The 22,072-nt window shown below is 61.1% G+C and carries 13 protein-coding genes, 4 tRNA genes and 2 rRNA genes; all 19 read left to right on the forward strand.

Annotated elements, in window-relative coordinates; translation table 11 throughout:
* Nucleotides 1-115 (forward strand): 23S ribosomal RNA (locus tag CFB40_RS01410); the annotation flags it as partial.
* A gap of 132 nt (nt 116-247) precedes the next feature.
* A 5S ribosomal RNA gene (rrf, locus tag CFB40_RS01415) occupies nt 248-360 on the forward strand.
* Nucleotides 361-2,556: 2,196 nt separating this feature from the next.
* Nucleotides 2,557-2,642 (forward strand) — tRNA-Tyr (locus CFB40_RS01420).
* Between the two features lie 44 nt (nt 2,643-2,686).
* A tRNA-Gly gene (locus CFB40_RS01425) sits at nt 2,687-2,760 on the forward strand.
* Between the two features lie 24 nt (nt 2,761-2,784).
* Nucleotides 2,785-2,859: transfer RNA gene (locus CFB40_RS01430), tRNA-Thr, on the forward strand.
* A 66-nt stretch (nt 2,860-2,925) separates the two neighbouring features.
* On the forward strand, nt 2,926-4,116 hold the full coding sequence (gene tuf, locus CFB40_RS01435; RefSeq protein WP_011350666.1) for an elongation factor Tu: 1,191 nt from the start codon (nt 2,926-2,928) through the stop codon (nt 4,114-4,116).
* 59 nt (nt 4,117-4,175) lie between these two features.
* Nucleotides 4,176-4,251: transfer RNA gene (locus tag CFB40_RS01440), tRNA-Trp, on the forward strand.
* 43 nt (nt 4,252-4,294) lie between these two features.
* Nucleotides 4,295-4,675 (forward strand): preprotein translocase subunit SecE, encoded by a 381-nt coding sequence (gene secE, locus CFB40_RS01445; RefSeq protein WP_006482892.1) that lies wholly within the window; start codon nt 4,295-4,297, stop codon nt 4,673-4,675.
* A 1-nt stretch (nt 4,676) separates the two neighbouring features.
* Nucleotides 4,677-5,234 carry a transcription termination/antitermination protein NusG gene (nusG, locus tag CFB40_RS01450; RefSeq protein WP_006400672.1) on the forward strand — a complete coding sequence of 186 codons (558 nt, stop codon included), beginning with the start codon at nt 4,677-4,679 and terminating at the stop codon, nt 5,232-5,234.
* Nucleotides 5,235-5,376: 142 nt separating this feature from the next.
* Complete coding sequence (gene rplK / locus CFB40_RS01455) at nt 5,377-5,808, forward strand: 50S ribosomal protein L11 (protein ID WP_006477201.1); 432 nt, start codon at nt 5,377-5,379, stop codon at nt 5,806-5,808.
* A complete protein-coding gene (rplA, locus tag CFB40_RS01460) occupies nt 5,809-6,507 on the forward strand; it encodes a 50S ribosomal protein L1 (protein WP_006482906.1) in 699 nt (232 codons plus the stop codon).
* A gap of 308 nt (nt 6,508-6,815) precedes the next feature.
* The gene (gene rplJ / locus CFB40_RS01465; protein WP_021161756.1) at nt 6,816-7,313 is read left to right on the forward strand and encodes a 50S ribosomal protein L10; all 498 of its coding nucleotides are present in this window, start codon (nt 6,816-6,818) and stop codon (nt 7,311-7,313) included.
* A 63-nt stretch (nt 7,314-7,376) separates the two neighbouring features.
* Entirely contained in the window at nt 7,377-7,751 is a 375-nt protein-coding gene (gene rplL / locus CFB40_RS01470) for a 50S ribosomal protein L7/L12 (RefSeq protein WP_021161757.1), read from the forward strand.
* A 377-nt stretch (nt 7,752-8,128) separates the two neighbouring features.
* Complete coding sequence (rpoB, locus tag CFB40_RS01475; RefSeq protein ID WP_039339224.1) at nt 8,129-12,235, forward strand: DNA-directed RNA polymerase subunit beta; 4,107 nt, start codon at nt 8,129-8,131, stop codon at nt 12,233-12,235.
* Nucleotides 12,236-12,256: 21 nt separating this feature from the next.
* Nucleotides 12,257-16,501, forward strand: a complete 4,245-nt coding sequence (gene rpoC, locus CFB40_RS01480) for a DNA-directed RNA polymerase subunit beta' (protein WP_046544763.1) — start codon at nt 12,257-12,259, stop codon at nt 16,499-16,501.
* Between the two features lie 239 nt (nt 16,502-16,740).
* Entirely contained in the window at nt 16,741-18,588 is a 1,848-nt protein-coding gene (gene recQ / locus CFB40_RS01485; RefSeq protein ID WP_089424299.1) for a DNA helicase RecQ, read from the forward strand.
* A 227-nt stretch (nt 18,589-18,815) separates the two neighbouring features.
* Entirely contained in the window at nt 18,816-19,196 is a 381-nt protein-coding gene (rpsL, locus tag CFB40_RS01495; RefSeq protein WP_006400662.1) for a 30S ribosomal protein S12, read from the forward strand.
* Between the two features lie 172 nt (nt 19,197-19,368).
* Complete coding sequence (rpsG, locus tag CFB40_RS01500) at nt 19,369-19,839, forward strand: 30S ribosomal protein S7 (protein ID WP_006477195.1); 471 nt, start codon at nt 19,369-19,371, stop codon at nt 19,837-19,839.
* 122 nt (nt 19,840-19,961) lie between these two features.
* Nucleotides 19,962-22,064, forward strand: coding sequence for an elongation factor G (gene fusA / locus CFB40_RS01505; protein WP_089430489.1), 2,103 nt, complete (start codon nt 19,962-19,964; stop codon nt 22,062-22,064).
* Nucleotides 22,065-22,072: the final 8 nt, after the last annotated feature.

The raw sequence follows: 22,072 nt of genomic DNA on the forward strand, positions 1-22,072 counted from the left end.
TGGGGACTAGATCCCCTTGAAGGGTCGTTCGAGACCAGGACGTTGATAGGTCAGGTGTGTAAGCGCAGTAATGCGTTCAGCTAACTGATACTAATTGCCCGTAAGGCTTGATCCTATAACAAGTCTGTCTCGCGCTGATAACAGCGCGTCGGACTGGTTGGATTCTCGTGTGTGATACACACAACTCAAGATTACTGCTTCTTCCCAGATTGGTTGTGCTGCGAAGCCAGCACAACAACCCTCTTTGCCTGATGACCATAGCGAGTCGGTCCCACCCCTTCCCATCCCGAACAGGACCGTGAAACGACTCTACGCCGATGATAGTGCGGATTCCCGTGTGAAAGTAGGTAATCGTCAGGCTCCCTAAGCCAGAAACCCCCGCCCGAAAGGCGGGGGTTTTTGCATTTGAGCGGCGGAAATGCATGGGCACGCGGAGTGGACGGCCTGGCCATATCCAGGCGCCGAATACATCGATTCAGCCACCTGCCGTTCTCGAGAACTCGCAGCGTTGCGCTACTGATCAAACGGATCGAGCTGGTTCCGCACTGGTAGCTGGCGTTGGCTGAAACCCAAATTCAAACATCCATCTTCCCTCTGTTCACGAGGACGGCGGCCAGGTCGAGTAGCGACTCCATTTCGCGTATCTGACTACCGCTCGGGGCAGATTTGAGCGTCGCCGGGCTGCGGCCCGGTGGGGCATTGCCAACTCCTCGATTGCCGATTCTCGGGCGTCGCTCATCGGCGTATCGAGCTCATCCTCGGCCAAAAATCACTAATGCAATTTCGTGCCTACCGAGCATGTTTCACGGCCTCCGTCACCACACGAGCCGTCAAGCATACCGGGCAACGGGTCGCCGCTATGGACGTTTGGCGCGTTCTCGCTGCGCGCGCTGAGTGGCTGATGCCCATCGAGCGTACGAAGTCGAATCGTGCCGTGAATCGCATTGTGTAGCCATCCAGGGTGGTTTGTGACTCAATTCGTTGCATCTTCGCTCAAGTCGGCTTGAGCAAAGGAACGGGTGCGTGTAACCCACCGGATGGACAGGGGCGCTGCTAGCGCGAACCTGCGTCCGCGAGTTCGTCGACCCGATAGCATCAGAAATCCGCGCTGTCCTTTTGACAAGCACGGGCTGTCCATCTCGCAACGCATCGATTTCTTCGATGAGTGAATACGCCGTGCCGCCAAAGCAGTTTCGCCCTTCACCCATTAACGCGAAGTGCTTGCCGCCGGCGTCGATGCCGGTCGATCGCACGACGCATGCGGTACTCGGATCCCGGAGTGCGGAGCCATCGCCCGGCGGAAACCGGTGGGCCGTGTTCCTGCGTTGATTTCGGGTTAGCACGACCAACGCCGGGCAGCGAGCAGTCGATGTCGAAGACTGGATGTCGCACGCCAGCTTTCCGTCGTCGTCGGATGGATGCGGAGCGGAGAACGCGCCGGCGTCGAATCCTGTGCAGGTACTAGCGTTCAGCTGCACGAGGCGGGCATCGTACGGGCATGCGGGATGTCTTGCGTATGCCGTGGATTCGCTGCGGTAGGCCGTCCAGATGTTGACGTTGGCCGGCTTGCGTGATGGTGAAAGGCAGTGGGCGGCATATTGCAGAATGTTCGCCGAGATCGCGTCGACAAGCCTGCGGGGCAGGCCCAGGCGGCGCCGCATATCATCGCCGAGTAGTGGCTGCAATGCGTCGATGCGGGCTGGGCCGCCGGACTCACCTTCTAGCACACTATCGCCAGCGCCGACGAGGTACGTGGACGCATCGTTGAGCAGCCACGCATAGGCGATTGCATCTTCGCTAAGCGGGGGGGGCAACGAAACCGACGTGTTCCGAACCGAGGCGCCCGGCATCGAGCGCGGGTTTCAGTCGGTCATATGCGGAGAGCAATGAAGCTGCCGCGCTGCGTCCTGGGGCGTGGCTGTCGGCAGTGCCTGCTGGCGGATCCTGGTGATCGTGCTCGAGCGACACCAGGCATCTGACGGACCGGCGGCATGCGCGGTCAAAGCCATGCAGGTCATCGCACGGGCAAGCAGGCGCATGAGGATCAGAACCGGAGGCGGGCAGTTGGTCTGCGATGGTATCGCGGCTGTGGCTGAAGTCGGCTGGGGTCGGTGTCGCGCGCACCGCTTCCTGTCGGTAGCCGTGGCCACAGGATCCTATGCAGTTGCTGGAAAACGCCCGAAAGCCTCGTCACGTATATCGCCCGCAGGTCCGATCAGGCAGCCGGTGAGATTGGAAGCAATATCCCCCAAAGTATCGGGGGCGGATCGGTGGGCCCACTCGGCACGAAATTTGCGGAAATTTTTCGTTTACCCGCTTGGCAGAGTGCGGAAGAGGTCGTATGATGGCGGTCTTTCGTTTTCAGCGTAGATGCAGATCGACGTTGAGGGCGGAGTCTGACGAAGATGTGGCACTGATCAGCAGCACCCATGCTTGCCTTAGCCGGGCAAGGGCGGGAGATCGGTGGTCAAGCAGGTGTCGGGAAGGAAGTGAAAATAATCTTCCGGATCCGCTTGACAGAAGTGCGATGCACCCCCATAATCGTCAGTTCTCTACGGAGGGGTGCCCGAGTGGCTAAAGGGGGCAGACTGTAAATCTGTTGGCTTACGCCTACGTTGGTTCGAATCCAACCTCCTCCACCAAGATTATCAGCGCAGTGAGCGGTAAGGAATCGTTTGTGGCCCGTGCGGGTGTAGCTCAATGGTAGAGCAGAAGCCTTCCAAGCTTACGACGAGGGTTCGATTCCCTTCACCCGCTCCAGACCGCGAAGTTGAAGCGTAAAGCGCCCATGTGGCTCAGTGGTAGAGCACTCCCTTGGTAAGGGAGAGGTCGGCAGTTCGATCCTGCCCATGGGCACCAGCAGTAAAAAGTCAGTGTCTTGTTTGCGCGCGGCGCAACCTGTGAAATTCCTTCTGGGAGTCGAAAATGGCCAAGGGTAAATTTGAGCGGACCAAGCCGCACGTGAACGTTGGTACGATTGGTCACGTTGACCACGGCAAGACGACGCTGACGGCAGCGATCACGACGGTTCTGACGAAGAAGTTCGGCGGCGAAGCGAAGGCATACGACCAGATCGACGCGGCACCGGAAGAAAAGGCGCGCGGCATCACGATCAACACGGCACACGTCGAGTACGAAACGGCTAACCGCCACTACGCACACGTCGACTGCCCGGGCCACGCTGACTATGTGAAGAACATGATCACGGGCGCAGCGCAGATGGACGGCGCGATCCTGGTTTGCTCGGCAGCTGACGGCCCGATGCCGCAGACGCGTGAGCACATCCTGCTGGCACGTCAGGTTGGCGTTCCGTACATCATCGTGTTCCTGAACAAGTGCGACATGGTGGACGACGCTGAACTGCTCGAACTGGTCGAGATGGAAGTTCGCGAACTCCTGTCGAAGTACGACTTCCCGGGCGACGACACGCCGATCGTGAAGGGTTCGGCCAAGCTGGCGCTGGAAGGCGACACGGGCGAGCTGGGCGAAGTGGCGATCATGAGCCTGGCCGACGCGCTGGACACGTACATCCCGACGCCGGAGCGTGCAGTTGACGGCGCGTTCCTGATGCCGGTGGAAGACGTGTTCTCGATCTCGGGCCGTGGTACGGTTGTGACGGGTCGCGTTGAGCGCGGCATCGTGAAGGTCGGCGAAGAAATCGAAATCGTCGGTATCAAGCCGACGGTGAAGACGACCTGCACGGGCGTTGAAATGTTCCGCAAGCTGCTGGACCAAGGTCAAGCAGGCGACAACGTTGGTATCCTGCTGCGCGGCACGAAGCGTGAAGACGTGGAGCGTGGCCAGGTTCTGGCGAAGCCGGGTTCGATCACGCCGCACACGCACTTCACGGCTGAAGTGTACGTGCTGAGCAAGGACGAAGGCGGCCGTCACACGCCGTTCTTCAACAACTACCGTCCGCAGTTCTACTTCCGTACGACGGACGTGACGGGCTCGATCGAGCTGCCGAAGGACAAGGAAATGGTGATGCCGGGCGACAACGTGTCGATCACGGTGAAGCTGATCGCTCCGATCGCGATGGAAGAAGGTCTGCGCTTCGCAATCCGCGAAGGCGGCCGTACGGTCGGCGCCGGCGTCGTCGCCAAGATCATCGAGTAAGCCAGTTATTCGTTGATCGACAGTTTTGGGGCTGGCAACAGCCAGCCCCAGCATGGTTTAGGGGTATAGCTCAACTGGCAGAGCGTCGGTCTCCAAAACCGAAGGTTGGGGGTTCGATTCCCTCTGCCCCTGCCAAAAAATAGCCACGTGTCCTACGTGGCATTTGTTTTAAGGTGTTATGGCGAATCCATCCGTCGAAACTGTAAATACCTCCGGCGATAAGCTGATGCTGGCCCTGGGCGTATTGTTGGTCTTGGCCGGATTCGTAGGCTTCTTCTGGCTGGCCAATCAGCAGTGGTATGTCCGCGGTGCTGCGTTGGCGGTAGGTATCATCGCCGGCGTGGCCGTCGGTCTGATGTCCGCACCTGGCAAGAGTCTCATCGCCTTTGCCAAGGATTCGTACAAGGAAGTCCGGAAGGTCGTTTGGCCCACCCGCAAGGAAGCAACGCAAACCACACTCGTCGTGTTCGGTTTCGTGCTCGTGATGGCGATTTTCCTCTGGTTGAGTGACAAATCGATCGAGTGGGTGATTTTCTCGGCGATTCTGGGTTGGAAATGATATGAGCGATACTCCGGCATCCCCGAGCGGAAAGCGTTGGTACGTCGTGCACGCCTACTCCGGTATGGAGAAGAGCGTGCAGCGTGCGCTTCAGGAGCGCATCGAACGTGCTGGCATGCAGGACAAATTCGGTCAGATCCTGGTCCCGACCGAAGAAGTGGTCGAAGTCAAAGGCGGCCACAAGGCAGTGACTGAGCGTCGTTTCTTCCCCGGCTACGTGCTGGTTGAGATGGAAATGACGGACGAAACGTGGCACCTCGTGAAGAACACCGCGAAGGTCACCGGTTTCGTCGGCGGTGCGCGCAACCGCCCGACCCCGATTTCCCCGAAGGAAGTCGAGAAGATCATGTCGCAGATGCAGGAAGGCGTTGAGAAGCCGCGCCCGAAGACCCTGTTCGAAGTCGGCGAGATGGTGCGTGTCAAGGAAGGCCCGTTCACGGACTTCAATGGCACCGTCGAAGAAGTCAACTACGAAAAATCGCGCGTGCGTGTGTCGGTCACCATCTTTGGCCGATCCACTCCGGTCGAACTCGAGTTCGGTCAGGTCGAAAAAGTTTGATCCCGATTCGGTGGGCAGCCTCGGCTGCCCACCTTCGCGCTTACGGTCCGCGTCATGGCCGTTGAGGAGCGTCAGTAGCCCGTGGCGAAAGCGCGTTATTACTCACCGAACGCCTTCTCTGGCGTTCCAATGAGGTTCACAAATGGCAAAGAAGATTATCGGCTTTATCAAGCTGCAGATCCCTGCAGGTAAAGCCAACCCGTCGCCGCCGGTCGGTCCGGCACTGGGCCAGCGCGGCCTGAACATCATGGAGTTCTGCAAGGCGTTCAACGCGCAGACTCAAGGCATGGAGCCGGGTCTGCCGGTGCCGGTGGTCATCACGGCATTCGCTGACAAGAGCTTCACGTTCGTGATGAAGACGCCGCCGGCGACCGTCCTGATCAAGAAGGCGGCGAAGGTGGACAAGGGCTCGAGCAAGCCGCACACCGACAAGGTCGGTTCGATCACGCGCGCTCAAGCCGAAGAAATCGCGAAGACCAAGATGCCGGATCTTACGGCAGCTGATCTGGACGCAGCCGTTCGCACCATCGCTGGTAGCGCACGCTCGATGGGCATCACTGTGGAGGGCGTGTAAATGGCTAAGATCTCCAAGCGCCGTCAGGCATTTGCCGCCAAGGTTGATCGTCAGAAGCTGTACGCGATCGAAGACGCACTGAGCCTCGTGAAGGAATGCGCGAGCGCGAAGTTCGACGAGTCGATCGACGTCGCAGTCCAGCTCGGCATCGATGCGAAGAAGTCGGATCAAGTCGTTCGTGGTTCGGTCGTTCTGCCGGCAGGTACGGGCAAGTCGGTTCGCGTTGCTGTGTTCGCGCAAGGCGAGAAGGCTGAACAAGCACGTGCAGCAGGCGCGGAAATCGTCGGTATGGAAGACCTGGCAGAGCAGATCAAGGCTGGCCAGATGGACTTCGACATCGTGATCGCTTCGCCGGACACGATGCGTATCGTCGGTACGCTCGGCCAGATCCTGGGCCCGCGCGGCCTGATGCCGAACCCGAAGGTCGGTACGGTCACGCCGGACGTCGCAACCGCCGTCAAGAACGCGAAGGCTGGTCAGGTGCAATTCCGTGTCGACAAGGCCGGTATCATCCACGCGACCATCGGCCGTGCATCGTTCGAGCCGACCGCACTGCGTTCGAACCTGTCGGCACTGATCGAAGCGCTGCAGAAGGCAAAGCCGGCAACGAGCAAGGGCGTCTACCTGCGCAAGATCGCACTGTCGAGCACGATGGGCGTCGGCGTGCGTGTCGACCAGGCTACGCTGGCAGCACAGTAAGCAAGTATTCGGGCCGCTTCGTTCGCGAAGCGGCCTACATGGGCTTTGGGCGGTTGTTCGTGCGGTAGGGCGGGCAACCGGTTATCAAAGACCGTTGGTGGGGCGCAGCAGTCAGGTGATCCCTTAATTCAAGCCAACGCAGATGGCGAACCCGAAAAAGTTTTGCAGTGGTGAAGCCGCAGGCCGCGAAGTGATTCCCGGCGTGAGGTGGAAATACTCCTAACGAGGTCGGACGCCGTTGTTGAACGAGGTACGTGAGGTTTCGGCCATGCCGGCCGCGCCGAACGTATCGTTTCTGGAGGCTAACCGTGCCGCTTAATAGAGAAGACAAGCAAGCCGTCGTCGCTGAGGTTTCCGCGCAAGTCGCGAAGGCCCAGACCGTTGTGCTGGCTGAGTATCGTGGAATTGCGGTTGGCGATCTGACCAAGCTGCGCGCGAAAGCGCGTGAGCAACAGGTTTACCTGCGCGTGTTGAAGAACACGCTGGCGCGTCGCGCTGTTGAAGGTACGCCGTTTGCTCCGCTGGCAGAGCAGATGACTGGCCCGTTGATCTACGGCATCTCGGAAGATGCAATTGCTGCTGCTAAGGTCGTCAACGACTTCAGCAAGAGCAATGACAAGTTGGTCATCAAGGCTGGTTCGTTCGATGGCAAGGTGATGGACAAGGCTGGCGTGCAAGCGCTGGCAAGCATCCCGAGCCGCGAAGAACTGCTCTCGAAGCTGCTGTTCGTTATGCAATCGCCTGTTTCGGGCTTCGCGCGCGCTCTGGCCGCGCTGGCCGAGAAGAAGCAAGCGGAAGCTGCGTAATCGAGCGTGCATCAGCGTCATTGATCGCTGGCTGTATCCGAATTCAATTTAGGAGTATTTCAAATGGCAATCGCAAAAGAAGACATCCTGGCAGCAGTCGAAGGGATGACCGTTCTGGAACTGAACGAACTGGTCAAGGCATTCGAAGAGAAGTTTGGCGTGTCGGCAGCTGCAGTGGCAGTCGCTGGCCCGGCAGGCGGCGGCGCAGCTGCTGCAGCAGAAGAGAAGACCGAATTCACGGTCGTTCTGGCTGAAGCAGGCAGCAACAAGGTTGCAGTCATCAAGGCAGTTCGCGAACTGACGGGCCTGGGCCTGAAGGAAGCGAAGGACGTCGTTGACGGCGCACCGAAGGCTGTCAAGGAAGGCGTCGACAAGGCTGCTGCTGAAGAAGCCAAGAAGAAGCTGGAAGAAGCAGGCGCGAAGGTCGAAGTCAAGTAAGTTTCGGCGCGCTGTGCGAAGGCTGGCGGTATTTTCACCGCCGGCCTTTTTGTGCTTTGTGGGGACGTTATTCTGGCACTCATTCGGGAGCCCGAATAATCGGCCCCAGAAGCCAAAGAAAACCGCCTGATCGTTGTCATTGGTCACGAATGGCGGTTCTCTTTGTCTTCTGAAGCGACTGCAGAAGGCAAGTTTGGTCGGGTAGCGGGCAACACAGGCATCCGCTGCCGTCAGCCAGCGGTTGGTAGCGGCCAACCACCAAGCTTCTCGGCTCGTTCAAGCCGTCGGACGGCCATCGGGTCTCAGTCGGTGAACACTCGGGTTTGAAACGTCCAGGTATTCCGCCTCGATAGCACCCGCCGTGATTCGGAGATCGTATGCAATATTCCTTCACCGAGAAGAAGCGCATTCGCAAGAGTTTCGCGAAGCGCCCCATCGTTCACCAAGTTCCTTTCTTGCTGGCTACCCAGCTTGAATCATTCAGCACGTTTCTGCAAGCCGATGTGCCGGCCACGCAACGCAAGCCTGAAGGTTTGCAGGCCGCGTTCACATCGGTATTTCCCATTGTTTCGCACAACGGTTTCGCACGTCTCGAGTTCGTGAGCTATGCGTTGTCCGCGCCGGCATTCAACATCAAGGAATGCCAGCAGCGCGGCCTGACGTACTGCTCCGCGCTGCGCGCGAAGGTCCGCCTTGTCATCCTCGACAAGGAATCGCCGAACAAGCCGGTCGTCAAGGAAGTGAAAGAGCAGGAAGTGTACATGGGCGAAATTCCGCTCATGACGCCGACGGGCTCGTTCGTCATCAACGGCACCGAGCGTGTCATCGTCTCGCAGCTGCACCGTTCGCCGGGCGTGTTCTTCGAACACGACAAGGGCAAGACGCACAGCTCGGGCAAGCTGCTGTTCTCGGCACGGATCATTCCGTACCGCGGCTCGTGGCTCGACTTCGAATTCGATCCGAAGGACATCCTGTACTTCCGCGTCGACCGTCGCCGCAAGATGCCGGTCACGATCCTGCTGAAGGCCATCGGCCTCACGCCGGAACAGATCCTCGCGAACTTCTTCGTATTCGACAACTTCACGCTGATGGACGAAGGCGCGCAACTCGAGTTCGTGCCCGAGCGCCTGCGTGGTGAAGTCGCGCGCTTCGACATCACGGATCGTGATGGCAAGGTCATCGTCCAGAAAGACAAGCGGATCAACGCGAAGCACATTCGCGACCTCGAAGCCGCGAAGACCAAGTTCATCTCGGTGCCGGAAGACTATCTGCTCGGCCGCGTGCTGGCGAAGAACGTCGTCGACGGCGACACCGGCGAAGTGATCGCGAGCGCGAACGACGAAGTCACGGAAAGCGTGCTCGAGAAGCTGCGCGAAGCGGGCATCAAGGACATCCAGACGCTCTACACGAACGACCTGGACCAGGGCCCGTACATCTCGTCGACGCTGCGTGTCGACGAAACGACCGACAAGACGGCCGCGCGCATCGCGATCTACCGCATGATGCGTCCGGGCGAGCCGCCGACCGAAGAAGCGGTCGAGGCACTGTTCAACCGTCTGTTCTACAGCGAAGAAGCGTACGACCTGTCGAAGGTCGGCCGTATGAAGTTCAACCGCCGCGTCAGCCGTGACGAGATCACCGGCCCGATGACGCTGCAGGACGACGACATCCTCGCGACGATCAAGATCCTCGTCGAGCTGCGCAACGGCAAGGGCGAAGTGGACGACATCGACCACCTCGGCAACCGTCGTGTGCGTTGCGTCGGCGAACTGGCGGAAAACCAGTTCCGCGCAGGTCTCGTGCGTGTCGAGCGCGCGGTCAAGGAACGCCTCGGCCAGGCCGAAAGCGAAAACCTGATGCCGCACGACCTGATCAACTCGAAGCCGATTTCGTCGGCGATCCGCGAGTTCTTCGGTTCGTCGCAGCTGTCGCAGTTCATGGACCAGACCAACCCGCTGTCGGAAATCACGCACAAGCGTCGTGTTTCCGCACTGGGCCCGGGCGGTCTGACGCGCGAACGCGCAGGCTTTGAAGTCCGCGACGTGCACCCGACCCACTATGGCCGCGTGTGCCCGATCGAAACGCCGGAAGGTCCGAACATCGGCCTGATCAACTCGCTCGCACTGTATGCGCACCTGAACGAGTATGGCTTCCTCGAGACGCCGTACCGCAAGGTCGTGGACAGCAAGGTGACCGACCAGATCGACTACCTGTCGGCGATCGAAGAAGGCCGCTACATGATCGCGCAGGCAAACGCCGCGATCGACGAGAACGGCCAACTGATCGACGAACTCGTGTCGTCGCGTGAAGCCGGCGAAACGATGATGGTCACGCCGGACCGTATCCAGTACATGGACGTCGCGCCGTCGCAGATCGTGTCGGTCGCAGCCTCGCTGATTCCGTTCCTCGAGCACGATGACGCGAACCGTGCGCTGATGGGTTCGAACATGCAGCGTCAGGCCGTGCCGTGTCTGCGTCCGGAAAAGCCGGTCGTCGGTACGGGCATCGAGCGCACCTGTGCGGTCGACTCGGGTACGACGGTTCAGGCGTTCCGCGGCGGCGTCGTCGACTATGTCGACGCAGGCCGTATCGTGATTCGCGTGAACGACGACGAAGCAGTCGCAGGTGAAGTCGGTGTCGACATCTACAACCTGATCAAGTACACGCGTTCGAACCAGAACACGAACATCAACCAGCGTCCGATCGTGAAGATGGGCGACAAGGTCTCGCGCGGCGACGTGCTGGCCGACGGCGCCTCGACGGACCTGGGTGAGCTCGCGCTCGGCCAGAACATGCTGATCGCGTTCATGCCGTGGAACGGCTACAACTTCGAGGATTCGATCCTGATCTCGGAGAAGGTCGTGGCCGACGATCGCTACACGTCGATCCACATCGAAGAGCTGAACGTCGTTGCACGTGACACGAAGCTCGGGCCGGAAGAAATCACGCGCGACATCTCGAACCTGGCGGAAGTCCAGCTCGGCCGTCTCGACGAATCGGGCATCGTGTACATCGGTGCTGAAGTCGAAGCAGGCGACGTGCTGGTCGGCAAGGTCACGCCGAAGGGCGAGACCCAGCTGACGCCGGAAGAGAAGCTGCTGCGCGCGATCTTCGGCGAGAAGGCCTCGGACGTGAAGGACACGTCGCTGCGCGTGCCGTCGGGCATGAGCGGCACCGTGATCGACGTCCAGGTGTTCACGCGTGAAGGCATCCAGCGCGACAAGCGTGCGCAACAGATCATCGACGACGAACTGAAGCGTTACCGTCTCGACCTGAACGACCAGCTGCGCATCGTGGAAGGCGACGCGTTCCAGCGTCTCGCACGCATGCTGGTGGGCAAGGTCGCGAACGGCGGTCCGAAGAAGCTCGCGAAGGGCACGAAGATCGACCAGGCTTACCTGGAAGACCTCGACCACTACCACTGGTTCGACATCCGCCTCGCGGACGACGAAGCAGCGGCGCAGCTCGAAGCGATCAAGAACTCGATCGAAGAAAAGCGTCACCAGTTCGACCTCGCGTTCGAAGAGAAGCGCAAGAAGCTCACGCAAGGCGACGAACTGCCGCCGGGCGTGCTGAAGATGGTCAAGGTGTACCTCGCGGTCAAGCGTCGCCTGCAGCCTGGCGACAAGATGGCAGGTCGTCACGGTAACAAGGGTGTCGTGTCGAAGATCGTCCCGATCGAAGACATGCCGTACATGGCCGATGGCCGTCCGGCAGACGTCGTGCTGAACCCGCTGGGCGTTCCGTCGCGGATGAACGTGGGTCAGGTTCTGGAAGTGCACCTCGGCTGGGCCGCGAAGGGCCTCGGCTGGCGTATCGGCGAAATGCTGCAGCGTCAGGCGAAGATCGAGGAACTGCGCGTGTTCCTGACGAAGATCTACAACGACTCGGGCCGCCAGGAAGACCTGGAAAGCTTCACCGACGAAGAGATCCTCGAACTCGCGAAGAACCTGCGCGAAGGCGTGCCGTTCGCAACGCCGGTGTTCGACGGTGCGACCGAGGAAGAAATGGGCAAGATGCTCGACCTCGCGTTCCCGGACGACATCGCTGAACAGCTCGGCATGAACCCGTCGAAGAACCAGGTCCGTCTGTACGACGGCCGCACGGGTGAAATGTTCGAACGTCGCGTGACGCTCGGCTACATGCACTACCTGAAGCTGCACCACTTGGTCGACGACAAGATGCACGCGCGCTCGACCGGCCCGTACTCGCTCGTCACGCAGCAGCCGCTGGGTGGTAAGGCGCAGTTCGGTGGCCAGCGTTTCGGTGAAATGGAAGTGTGGGCACTCGAAGCGTACGGCGCGTCCTACGTGCTGCAGGAAATGCTGACGGTGAAGTCGGACGACGTGACCGGCCGGACGAAGGTGTACGAAAACCTCGTCAAGGGCGACCACGTGATCGATGCAGGCATGCCGGAATCCTTCAACGTGCTCGTGAAGGAAATCCGCTCGCTCGGTATCGATATCGATCTCGACCGCAATTAATCGGACTACGGAGAGAAAGCAATGAAAGCTCTGCTCGATCTATTCAAGCAAGTCCAACAGGAAGAAGTTTTCGACGCGATCAAGATCGGTCTGGCCTCGCCGGACAAGATCCGTTCGTGGTCGTTCGGCGAAGTGAAGAAGCCGGAGACCATCAACTACCGTACGTTCAAGCCGGAACGCGATGGTCTCTTCTGCGCGAAGATCTTCGGGCCGATCAAGGACTACGAGTGCCTGTGCGGCAAGTACAAGCGTCTGAAGCACCGCGGCGTGATCTGCGAGAAGTGCGGCGTCGAAGTGACGCTGGCGAAGGTGCGTCGCGAACGGATGGGCCACATCGAGCTGGCCTCGCCGGTCGCTCACATCTGGTTCCTGAAGTCGCTGCCGTCGCGTCTGGGCATGGTGCTCGACATGACGCTGCGCGACATCGAACGCGTGCTGTACTTCGAAGCCTATGTGGTGATCGAACCGGGCATGACGCCGCTGAAGGCGCGGCAGATCATGACCGAAGAGGATTACTACAACAAGGTCGAGGAATACGGCGACGAATTCCGTGCCGAAATGGGCGCGGAAGGCGTGCGTGAACTGCTGCGCGCGATCAACATCGACGAGCAGGTCGAGACGCTGCGCACCGAGCTGAAGAACACCGGCTCGGAAGCGAAGATCAAGAAGTACGCGAAGCGCCTGAAGGTCCTCGAGGCATTCCAGCGCTCGGGCATCAAGCCCGAGTGGATGATCCTCGAAGTGCTGCCGGTGCTGCCGCCGGAACTGCGTCCGCTCGTGCCGCTGGACGGCGGCCGTTTCGCGACGTCGGACCTGAACGACCTGTATCGCCGCGTGATCAACCGTAACAACCGGTTGAAGCGTCTGCTCGAGCTGAAGGCACCTGAAATCATCGTCCGCAACGAAAAGCGGATGCTGCAGGAAGCCGTCGACTCGCTGCTCGACAACGGTCGTCGCGGCAAGGCGATGACGGGCGCGAACAAGCGTCCGCTGAAGTCGCTCGCCGACATGATCAAGGGTAAGGGCGGTCGTTTCCGTCAGAACCTGCTGGGCAAGCGCGTCGACTACTCGGGCCGTTCGGTCATCGTGGTCGGCCCGACGCTGAAGCTGCACCAGTGCGGCCTGCCGAAGCTGATGGCGCTCGAGCTGTTCAAGCCGTTCATCTTCAACAAGCTGGAAGTGATGGGCGTCGCGACGACCATCAAGGCGGCGAAGAAGGAAGTCGAGAACCAGACGCCGGTGGTGTGGGACATCCTCGAAGAGGTGATCCGCGAGCACCCGGTGATGCTGAACCGTGCGCCGACGCTGCACCGTCTCGGTATCCAGGCGTTCGAGCCGGTGCTGATCGAAGGCAAGGCAATTCAGCTGCACCCGCTCGTCTGCGCGGCGTTCAACGCCGACTTCGACGGTGACCAGATGGCCGTTCACGTGCCGCTGTCGCTCGAAGCGCAGATGGAAGCGCGTACGCTGATGCTGGCGTCGAACAACGTGCTGTTCCCGGCCAACGGCGATCCGTCGATCGTGCCGTCGCAGGATATCGTGCTGGGTCTGTACTACGCGACCCGCGAAGCGGTTAACGCCAAGGGCGAAGGCCTGTCGTTCACGGGCGTGTCGGAAGTGATCCGCGCGTACGAGAACAAGGAAGTCGAGCTGGCATCGCGCGTCAACGTGCGGATCACCGAAATGGTCCACAACGAAGACACGTCGGAAGGCGCACCGCCGTTCGTGCCGAAGATCTCGCTGTACGCGACGACCGTCGGCCGCGCGATCCTGTCGGAGATCCTGCCGCACGGCCTGCCGTTCTCGGTGCTGAACAAGCCGCTGAAGAAGAAGGAAATCTCGCGCCTGATCAACACGGCGTTCCGCAAGTGCGGTCTGCGCGCGACGGTGGTGTTTGCCGATCAGCTGATGCAGTCGGGCTTCCGTCTTGCGACGCGTGCCGGTATTTCGATCTGCGTGGACGACATGCTCGTGCCGCCGCAGAAGGAAACGATCGTCGGCGACGCCGCGAAGAAGGTGAAGGAGTACGACCGCCAGTACATGTCGGGTCTCGTCACCGCGCAGGAACGCTACAACAACGTGGTCGACATCTGGTCGGCAACGTCGGAAGCGGTCGGCAAGGCGATGATGGAGCAGTTGTCGACGGAGCCGGTGACGGACCGCGACGGCAAGGAAACGCGCCAGGAATCGTTCAACTCGATCTACATGATGGCCGACTCGGGCGCCCGGGGTTCGGCGGTTCAGATTCGTCAGCTGGCCGGTATGCGAGGCCTGATGGCGAAGCCGGACGGCTCGATTATCGAGACGCCGATTACCGCGAACTTCCGCGAAGGTCTGAACGTGTTGCAGTACTTCATCTCGACCCACGGTGCACGTAAGGGTCTGGCTGATACGGCACTGAAGACCGCGAACTCGGGTTACCTGACGCGTCGTCTCGTCGACGTCACGCAGGATCTGGTCGTGGTGGAAGACGATTGCGGCACGTCGAACGGCGTGGCGATGAAGGCACTCGTCGAAGGCGGTGAAGTCGTCGAGGCGCTGCGTGACCGTATCCTCGGCCGCGTTGCGGTGGCGGACGTCGTGAACCCGGAAACGCAGGAAACGGTGTACGAGTCGGGCACGCTGCTCGACGAAACGGCGGTCGAGGAAATCGAACGCCTCGGCATCGACGAAGTGCGCGTGCGCACGCCGCTGACCTGCGAAACGCGTTACGGCCTGTGCGCAGCCTGCTACGGCCGTGACCTCGGCCGCGGCTCGCTCGTGAACGTCGGCGAAGCAGTCGGCGTGATCGCGGCACAGTCGATCGGTGAACCGGGCACGCAGCTGACGATGCGTACGTTCCACATCGGTGGTGCGGCATCGCGTGCGGCAGTGGCTTCGTCGGTCGAAGCGAAGAGCAACGGTATCGTGCGCTTCACGGCGACGATGCGCTACGTCACGAACGCGAAGGGCGAGCAGATCGTCATTTCCCGTTCGGGCGAAGCGATGATCACCGACGATTTCGGTCGCGAGCGCGAGCGTCACAAAGTGCCGTACGGCGCGACGCTGCTGCAGCTCGACGGTGCGACGATCAAGGCAGGCACGCAGCTCGCCACGTGGGATCCGCTGACGCGTCCGATCATCACCGAGTACGGTGGTACGGTGAAGTTCGAGAACGTCGAGGAAGGCGTGACCGTCGCGAAGCAGATCGACGACGTGACCGGCCTGTCGACGCTGGTCGTGATCGACGTGAAGCGTCGTGGCTCGCAAGCTTCGAAGAGCGTGCGTCCGCAGGTCAAGCTGCTCGACGCGAACGGCGACGAAGTGAAGATTCCGGGCACGGAGCACGCAGTGCAGATCGGCTTCCAGGTCGGCGCACTGATCACCGTGAAGGATGGCCAGCAGGTGCAGGTCGGTGAAGTGCTCGCACGTATCCCGACGGAAGCGCAGAAGACGCGTGACATTACCGGCGGTCTGCCGCGGGTGGCGGAACTGTTCGAAGCGCGTTCGCCGAAGGATGCCGGCATTCTCGCGGAAGTCACCGGTACGACGTCGTTCGGTAAGGACACGAAGGGCAAGCAGCGTCTCGTCATCACGGACCTCGAGGGCAATCAGCACGAGTTCCTGATCGCGAAGGAAAAGCAGGTTCTGGTTCACGATGCCCAGGTCGTCAACAAGGGCGAAATGATCGTGGACGGTCCGGCGGATCCGCACGACATCCTGCGTCTGCAGGGTATCGAGGCGCTGTCGCGCTACATCGTCGACGAAGTGCAGGACGTGTATCGTCTGCAGGGCGTGAAGATCAACGACAAGCACATCGAGGTGATCGTTCGCCAGATGCTGCGTCGTGTGCAGATCACCGACAACGGTGATACGCGCTTCATCCCGGGCGAACAGGTCGAGCGTTCCGACATGCTGGACGAGAACGATCGCATGATCGCCGAGGACAAGCGTCCGGCTTCGTACGACAACGTGCTGCTCGGTATCACGAAGGCATCGCTGTCGACCGACTCGTTCATCTCCGCGGCATCGTTCCAGGAAACGACCCGCGTGCTGACCGAAGCGGCGATCATGGGCAAGCGCGACGATCTGCGTGGCCTGAAGGAAAACGTGATCGTCGGCCGTCTGATTCCGGCCGGTACGGGTCTCGCGTTCCACAAGGCACGCAAGGCGAAGGAATCGTCGGATCGCGAGCGTTTCGACCAGATCGCAGCGGAAGAGGCATTCGACTTCGGCACGCCGAGCGCGCCGGCAGAAGAGCCGCAGCAACACCCGGCAGCCGAGTAAGCGGGGGCGGCGCGAGCCGCCTTGCCTTACCTTGCTGTCACCGAGACCGCCCGGTTATGCCGGGCGGTTTTTTTTCGTCTGTCGTTCATGCGCATGACGGGCCTGCCGCGCGGCCGCCGCAGGCCCGTCATGCGCACGAACGAACCCTGGCCGATCGGCCAAACCGCACGATTCGCCACGCGTCGCGCGAGCGGGTTGTTAAAATTGCGGTCATCGTTTAGCCGTCCCTGTCCTCATTCATGTCCCGCGCCCTCGAAATCCTCGACGAAGTATTTGGTTACCCCGCATTTCGCGGCCAGCAGGGCGAGATCGTCGAGCACGTCGCCGGCGGCGGCGATTGCCTCGTGCTGATGCCAACCGGCGGCGGCAAGTCGCTGTGCTATCAGATTCCCGCATTGCTGCGCCGCGAGGCCGGGCAGGGCGCCGGCATCGTCGTGTCGCCGTTGATCGCGCTGATGCAGGACCAGGTCGCCGCGCTGAGCGAAGTGGGGGTGCGCGCCGCGTACCTGAATTCGACGCTGTCGGGCGCCGAGGCTGCGGCGACCGAGCGCGCGCTGCGCGAGGGCGAAATCGACCTGCTGTACGTCGCGCCGGAACGGCTGATGACGGGGCGCTTCCTCGACCTGCTCGAGCGCGCGAAGATCGGCCTGTTCGCGATCGACGAAGCACACTGCGTGTCGCAATGGGGGCACGATTTCCGCCCGGAATACATCCAGCTGTCGGTGCTGCATGAGCGCTTCCCGTCGGTGCCGCGCATCGCGCTGACCGCCACGGCCGATGCGATCACGCGCGATGAGATCATCCACCGTCTCGCGCTCGACGATGCGCGCGTGTTCGTGTCGAGCTTCGACCGCCCGAACATCCGCTACCGGATCGTCGAAAAGGACAACGCGCGTTCGCAACTGCTCGATTTCATTCGTGCCGAGCACACGAATGCCGATGGTACGACCGATGCAGGCGTTGTCTATTGCCTGTCGCGCCGCAAGGTCGAGGAAACGGCCGAATGGCTGAAGGCGCAGGGCGTGCGTGCGCTGCCGTATCACGCGGGGATGGAGTTCGAGGTGCGGCAGAAGCATCAGGAAATGTTCCAGCGCGAGGAAGGTATCGTGATGTGCGCGACGATCGCGTTCGGCATGGGCATCGACAAGCCGGACGTGCGCTTCGTCGCGCACCTGGATCTGCCGAAGAGCGTCGAAGGCTACTACCAGGAGACGGGCCGCGCCGGCCGCGACGGGATGCCCGCGAATGCGTGGATGGCGTACGGCCTCGGCGACGTCGTCCAGCAGCGCAAGATGATCGACGAGTCCGATGCGGACGACGCGCACAAGCGCGTCCAGACGTCGAAGCTCGACGCGCTGCTCGGGCTGTGCGAGACGATCTCGTGCCGTCGCGTGCGGCTGCTGAACTACTTCGGCGAGGAGAGCAAGCCGTGCGGCAACTGCGACACGTGCCTCGAGCCGCCGGCTTCGTGGGACGCCACGCGTGAGGCGCAGATGGCGCTGTCGTGCGTGTTCCGCGCGCAGCGCGCGAGCGGCTTCAATTTCGGCTCGAGCCACCTGATCGAGATCCTGCGCGGCGGGCGCACCGAAAAGGTGTTGCAGCGCGGCCACGACCAGCTCACGACGTTCGGAATCGGCGCATCGCTGTCGGAGCCCGAATGGCGGGCGATTTTCCGGCAGCTCGTCGCGTACGGCTACCTGGCCGTCGATCATGGCGGCTTCGGCGCGCTCGTGCTGACCGAGGCCGCGAAGCCCGTGCTGAAGAACGAGGAGAAGGTCACGCTGCGCCGCTACGTGAAGCCGCAGCGCACGCGCCAGTCGTCGAGCCGCAGCGGTACGCGCGTCGATCCGACGGCCGGCATGGGCACGCGTGAGCGCGCACGGTGGGATGCGCTGCGCGCGTGGCGTGCGGAAACGGCGAAAACGGACGGCGTGCCGGCCTACGTGATCTTCCACGACGCAACGCTCGCCGAGATCGCGCGCAACGCGCCGGAGACGATCGACGACCTGCGCCATATCCCCGGCATGGGCGTGCGCAAGCTCGAACGCTTCGGCGACGAGATCATCGACGTCGTCGAGTCGGCCTGACACAGCTGTTCCGACCCCTCCGGTAAACCACGCGTCCGGCGGGTGAATCACGCAAGCCGTTGACTTAGTTGGCATTTCCGGAATATCATGCTGGGTTCCGGTATTCGGTGGGCCGAGTCGCGTTCCAAGGTTCGCACCCGTTTCGCCGGTTCGGAAGTCAACTGTGCGCCGATTCTCGCTTTGCCCGAAATCGATGCGCAGATTTTGTTCAATTTCAGGAATAAACAATGCCAACCATCAACCAACTGGTTCGCAAAGGCCGTCAGTCGGAAACGACGAAGAGCAAGAGCCCGGCCCTGCAGGACTGCCCCCAGCGTCGCGGCGTGTGCACCCGTGTGTACACGACGACGCCGAAGAAGCCGAACTCGGCACTCCGTAAGGTCGCCAAGGTTCGTCTGACGAACGGCTTCGAAGTGATTTCGTACATCGGCGGTGAAGGCCACAACCTGCAGGAACACTCGGTTGTGCTGATCCGCGGCGGCCGTGTGAAGGACTTGCCGGGTGTGCGTTACCACATGGTTCGCGGCTCGCTGGATACCCAGGGCGTCAAGGACCGTAAGCAAGCGCGCTCGAAGTACGGCGCGAAGCGTGCAAAGGCTGCCAAGTAAGCAGTTTTTGATCAGGGATCGCCGTAGGGCGGTCAAGGCGGGAGTGCCGGATTGCCGGTGCTGTCGAGTAAGTGGTCACCCGGCCAAGCTGGTTAGTCGTGAAGATGTGATCGGGTTTGTTGGTGGCCGCGGAGCTGGATGCAGCTCCAACTGAACAAGTAAAGGAAGAATCATGCCGCGTCGTCGCGAAGTCCCCAAGCGGGAAGTGTTGCCGGATCCGAAGTTCGGTAACGTTGATGTAGCCAAGTTCATGAACATGCTGATGCTGTCCGGCAAGAAGTCGGTCGCAGAGCGCATCGTTTATGGCGCATTCGAACAGATCCAGACCAAGGGTGGCAAGGACCCGCTGGAAGTGTTCACGGTTGCGCTCAACAACGTCAAGCCGGTGGTCGAAGTGAAGAGCCGTCGCGTTGGTGGTGCCAACTATCAAGTTCCGGTCGAAGTGCGCCCGTCGCGTCGTATGGCATTGGCGATGCGCTGGCTGCGTGAGGCTGCGAAGAAGCGTAGCGAGAAGTCGATGGCCCTGCGCCTGGCAGGTGAACTCTCCGAAGCGGCCGAAGGCCGTGGCGGCGCGATGAAGAAGCGCGACGAAGTTCACCGCATGGCAGAAGCCAACCGCGCGTTCTCGCATTTCCGTTTCTAAGCGCCTGGCTGGGCTGTTAGCGGAAATAATTCCGGGCGGGTGCGCTTTTCAGGCGCCTCGCCCGTTTGTGTTGAAGCGCGATGCAGCACGCTGCGTCGCGCCATCCCAGTAAAGGATTCAAAGTGGCTCGCAAGACTCCTATCGAGCGCTACCGCAATATCGGTATTAGCGCTCACATCGACGCCGGCAAGACGACGACGACCGAGCGCATTCTGTTTTACACCGGTGTGAACCACAAGATCGGTGAAGTCCACGACGGCGCAGCCACGATGGACTGGATGGAGCAGGAACAGGAGCGTGGCATCACGATCACGTCCGCTGCTACCACGGCCTTCTGGAAGGGCATGGGCGGCAACTATCCGGAACACCGCATCAACATCATCGACACCCCGGGCCACGTCGACTTCACGATTGAAGTCGAGCGCTCGATGCGCGTGCTCGACGGCGCGTGCATGGTGTACTGCGCAGTGGGCGGCGTGCAGCCGCAGTCGGAAACGGTGTGGCGCCAGGCTAACAAGTACAAGGTGCCGCGTCTCGCGTTCGTCAACAAGATGGACCGTACCGGCGCGAACTTCTTCAAGGTCTACGACCAGCTCCGTCTGCGCCTGAAGGCGAACCCGGTTCCGGTCGTGGTGCCGATCGGCGCGGAAGAAAACTTCAAGGGCGTCGTCGACCTGATCAAGATGAAGGCGATCATTTGGGACGAAGCGTCGCAAGGCACGAAGTTCGACTACGTCGACATCCCGGCCGAGCTCGCAGAGACCTGCAAGGAATGGCGCGAAAAGATGGTCGAAGTGGCTGCCGAAGCCAGCGAAGACCTGATGAACAAGTACCTGGAAGAAGGCGATCTGCCGGAAGCCGACATCGTCAAGGCGCTGCGCGACCGTACGATCGCGTGCGAAATCCAGCCGATGCTGTGCGGTACCGCGTTCAAGAACAAGGGCGTGCAGCGTATGCTCGACGCCGTGATCGACTTCCTGCCGTCGCCGGTCGACATCCCGCCGGTCAAGGGCGAGCTCGAAAACGGTGAAGAAGCAGAGCGCAAGGCGTCGGACGACGAGAAGTTCTCGTCGCTCGCGTTCAAGATCATGACCGACCCGTTCGTCGGCCAGCTGATCTTCTTCCGTGTGTACTCGGGCGTCGTCAACTCGGGCGACACGCTGCTGAACTCGACCAAGGGCAAGAAGGAACGCCTCGGCCGTATTCTGCAGATGCACGCGAACCAGCGTGAAGAAATCAAGGAAGTCCGTGCAGGCGACATCGCTGCTGCGGTCGGCCTGAAGGAAGCGACCACCGGCGATACGCTGTGCGATCCGGCAAACCCGATCGTGCTCGAGCGCATGGTGTTCCCGGAGCCGGTGATTTCGCAGGCTGTCGAGCCGAAGACCAAGGCTGACCAGGAAAAGATGGGCCTGGCGCTGAACCGTCTGGCGCAAGAAGATCCGTCGTTCCGCGTGCAGACCGACGAAGAGTCGGGCCAGACCATCATTTCGGGCATGGGCGAGCTCCACCTCGAAATTCTGGTCGACCGGATGAAGCGTGAATTCGGCGTGGAAGCAACCGTCGGCAAGCCGCAGGTTGCCTACCGCGAAACGATCCGTTCGACGGCGAAGGACGTCGACGGCAAGTTCGTCAAGCAGTCGGGTGGTCGCGGCCAGTACGGTCACGCAGTCATCACGCTCGAGCCGAACGAACAAGGCAAGGGCTACGAGTTCTTCGACGAGATCAAGGGTGGTGTGATTCCGCGTGAATACATCCCGGCGGTCGATAAGGGTATCCAGGACACGCTGAAGTCGGGCGTGCTGGCTGGCTTCCCGGTCGTCGACGTGAAGGTTCACCTGACGTTCGGTTCGTACCACGACGTTGACTCGAACGAAAACGCGTTCCGCATGGCCGGTTCGATGGCGTTCAAGGAAGCGATGCGCAAGGCGAACCCGGTCGTCCTCGAGCCGATGATGGCTGTCGAAGTCGAGACGCCGGAAGACTACATGGGCAACGTGATGGGCGACCTGTCGGGCCGTCGCGGTATCGTCCAGGGCATGGAAGACATGGTTGGCGGCGGCAAGATCGTACGCGCCGAAGTGCCGCTGTCGGAAATGTTCGGCTACTCGACGTCGCTGCGCTCGCTGACGCAAGGTCGCGCAACGTACACGATGGAGTTCAAGCACTACGCCGAAGCTCCGCGCAACGTTGCTGAAGCGATCATCAGCGCGAAGTCGAAGTAATTCGCTAT

Source organism: Burkholderia sp. AU31652, assembly GCF_002223155.1.
Lineage (GTDB): Bacteria > Pseudomonadota > Gammaproteobacteria > Burkholderiales > Burkholderiaceae > Burkholderia.

Excerpts from the sequence above, each read along its gene's own strand:
- rpoC (WP_046544763.1), top strand. The coding sequence starts at position 12,257 with ATGAAAGCTCTGCTCGATCTATTCAAGCAAGTCCAACAGGAAGAAGTT.
- rpoB (WP_039339224.1), top strand. The coding sequence starts at position 8,129 with ATGCAATATTCCTTCACCGAGAAGAAGCGCATTCGCAAGAGTTTCGCG.
- rplA (WP_006482906.1), top strand. The coding sequence starts at position 5,809 with ATGGCTAAGATCTCCAAGCGCCGTCAGGCATTTGCCGCCAAGGTTGAT.
- secE (WP_006482892.1), top strand. The coding sequence starts at position 4,295 with ATGGCGAATCCATCCGTCGAAACTGTAAATACCTCCGGCGATAAGCTG.
- rplL (WP_021161757.1), top strand. The coding sequence starts at position 7,377 with ATGGCAATCGCAAAAGAAGACATCCTGGCAGCAGTCGAAGGGATGACC.
- rplK (WP_006477201.1), top strand. The coding sequence starts at position 5,377 with ATGGCAAAGAAGATTATCGGCTTTATCAAGCTGCAGATCCCTGCAGGT.
- rpsG (WP_006477195.1), top strand. The coding sequence starts at position 19,369 with ATGCCGCGTCGTCGCGAAGTCCCCAAGCGGGAAGTGTTGCCGGATCCG.
- tuf (WP_011350666.1), top strand. The coding sequence starts at position 2,926 with ATGGCCAAGGGTAAATTTGAGCGGACCAAGCCGCACGTGAACGTTGGT.
- rpsL (WP_006400662.1), top strand. The coding sequence starts at position 18,816 with ATGCCAACCATCAACCAACTGGTTCGCAAAGGCCGTCAGTCGGAAACG.
- recQ (WP_089424299.1), top strand. The coding sequence starts at position 16,741 with ATGTCCCGCGCCCTCGAAATCCTCGACGAAGTATTTGGTTACCCCGCA.
- nusG (WP_006400672.1), top strand. The coding sequence starts at position 4,677 with ATGAGCGATACTCCGGCATCCCCGAGCGGAAAGCGTTGGTACGTCGTG.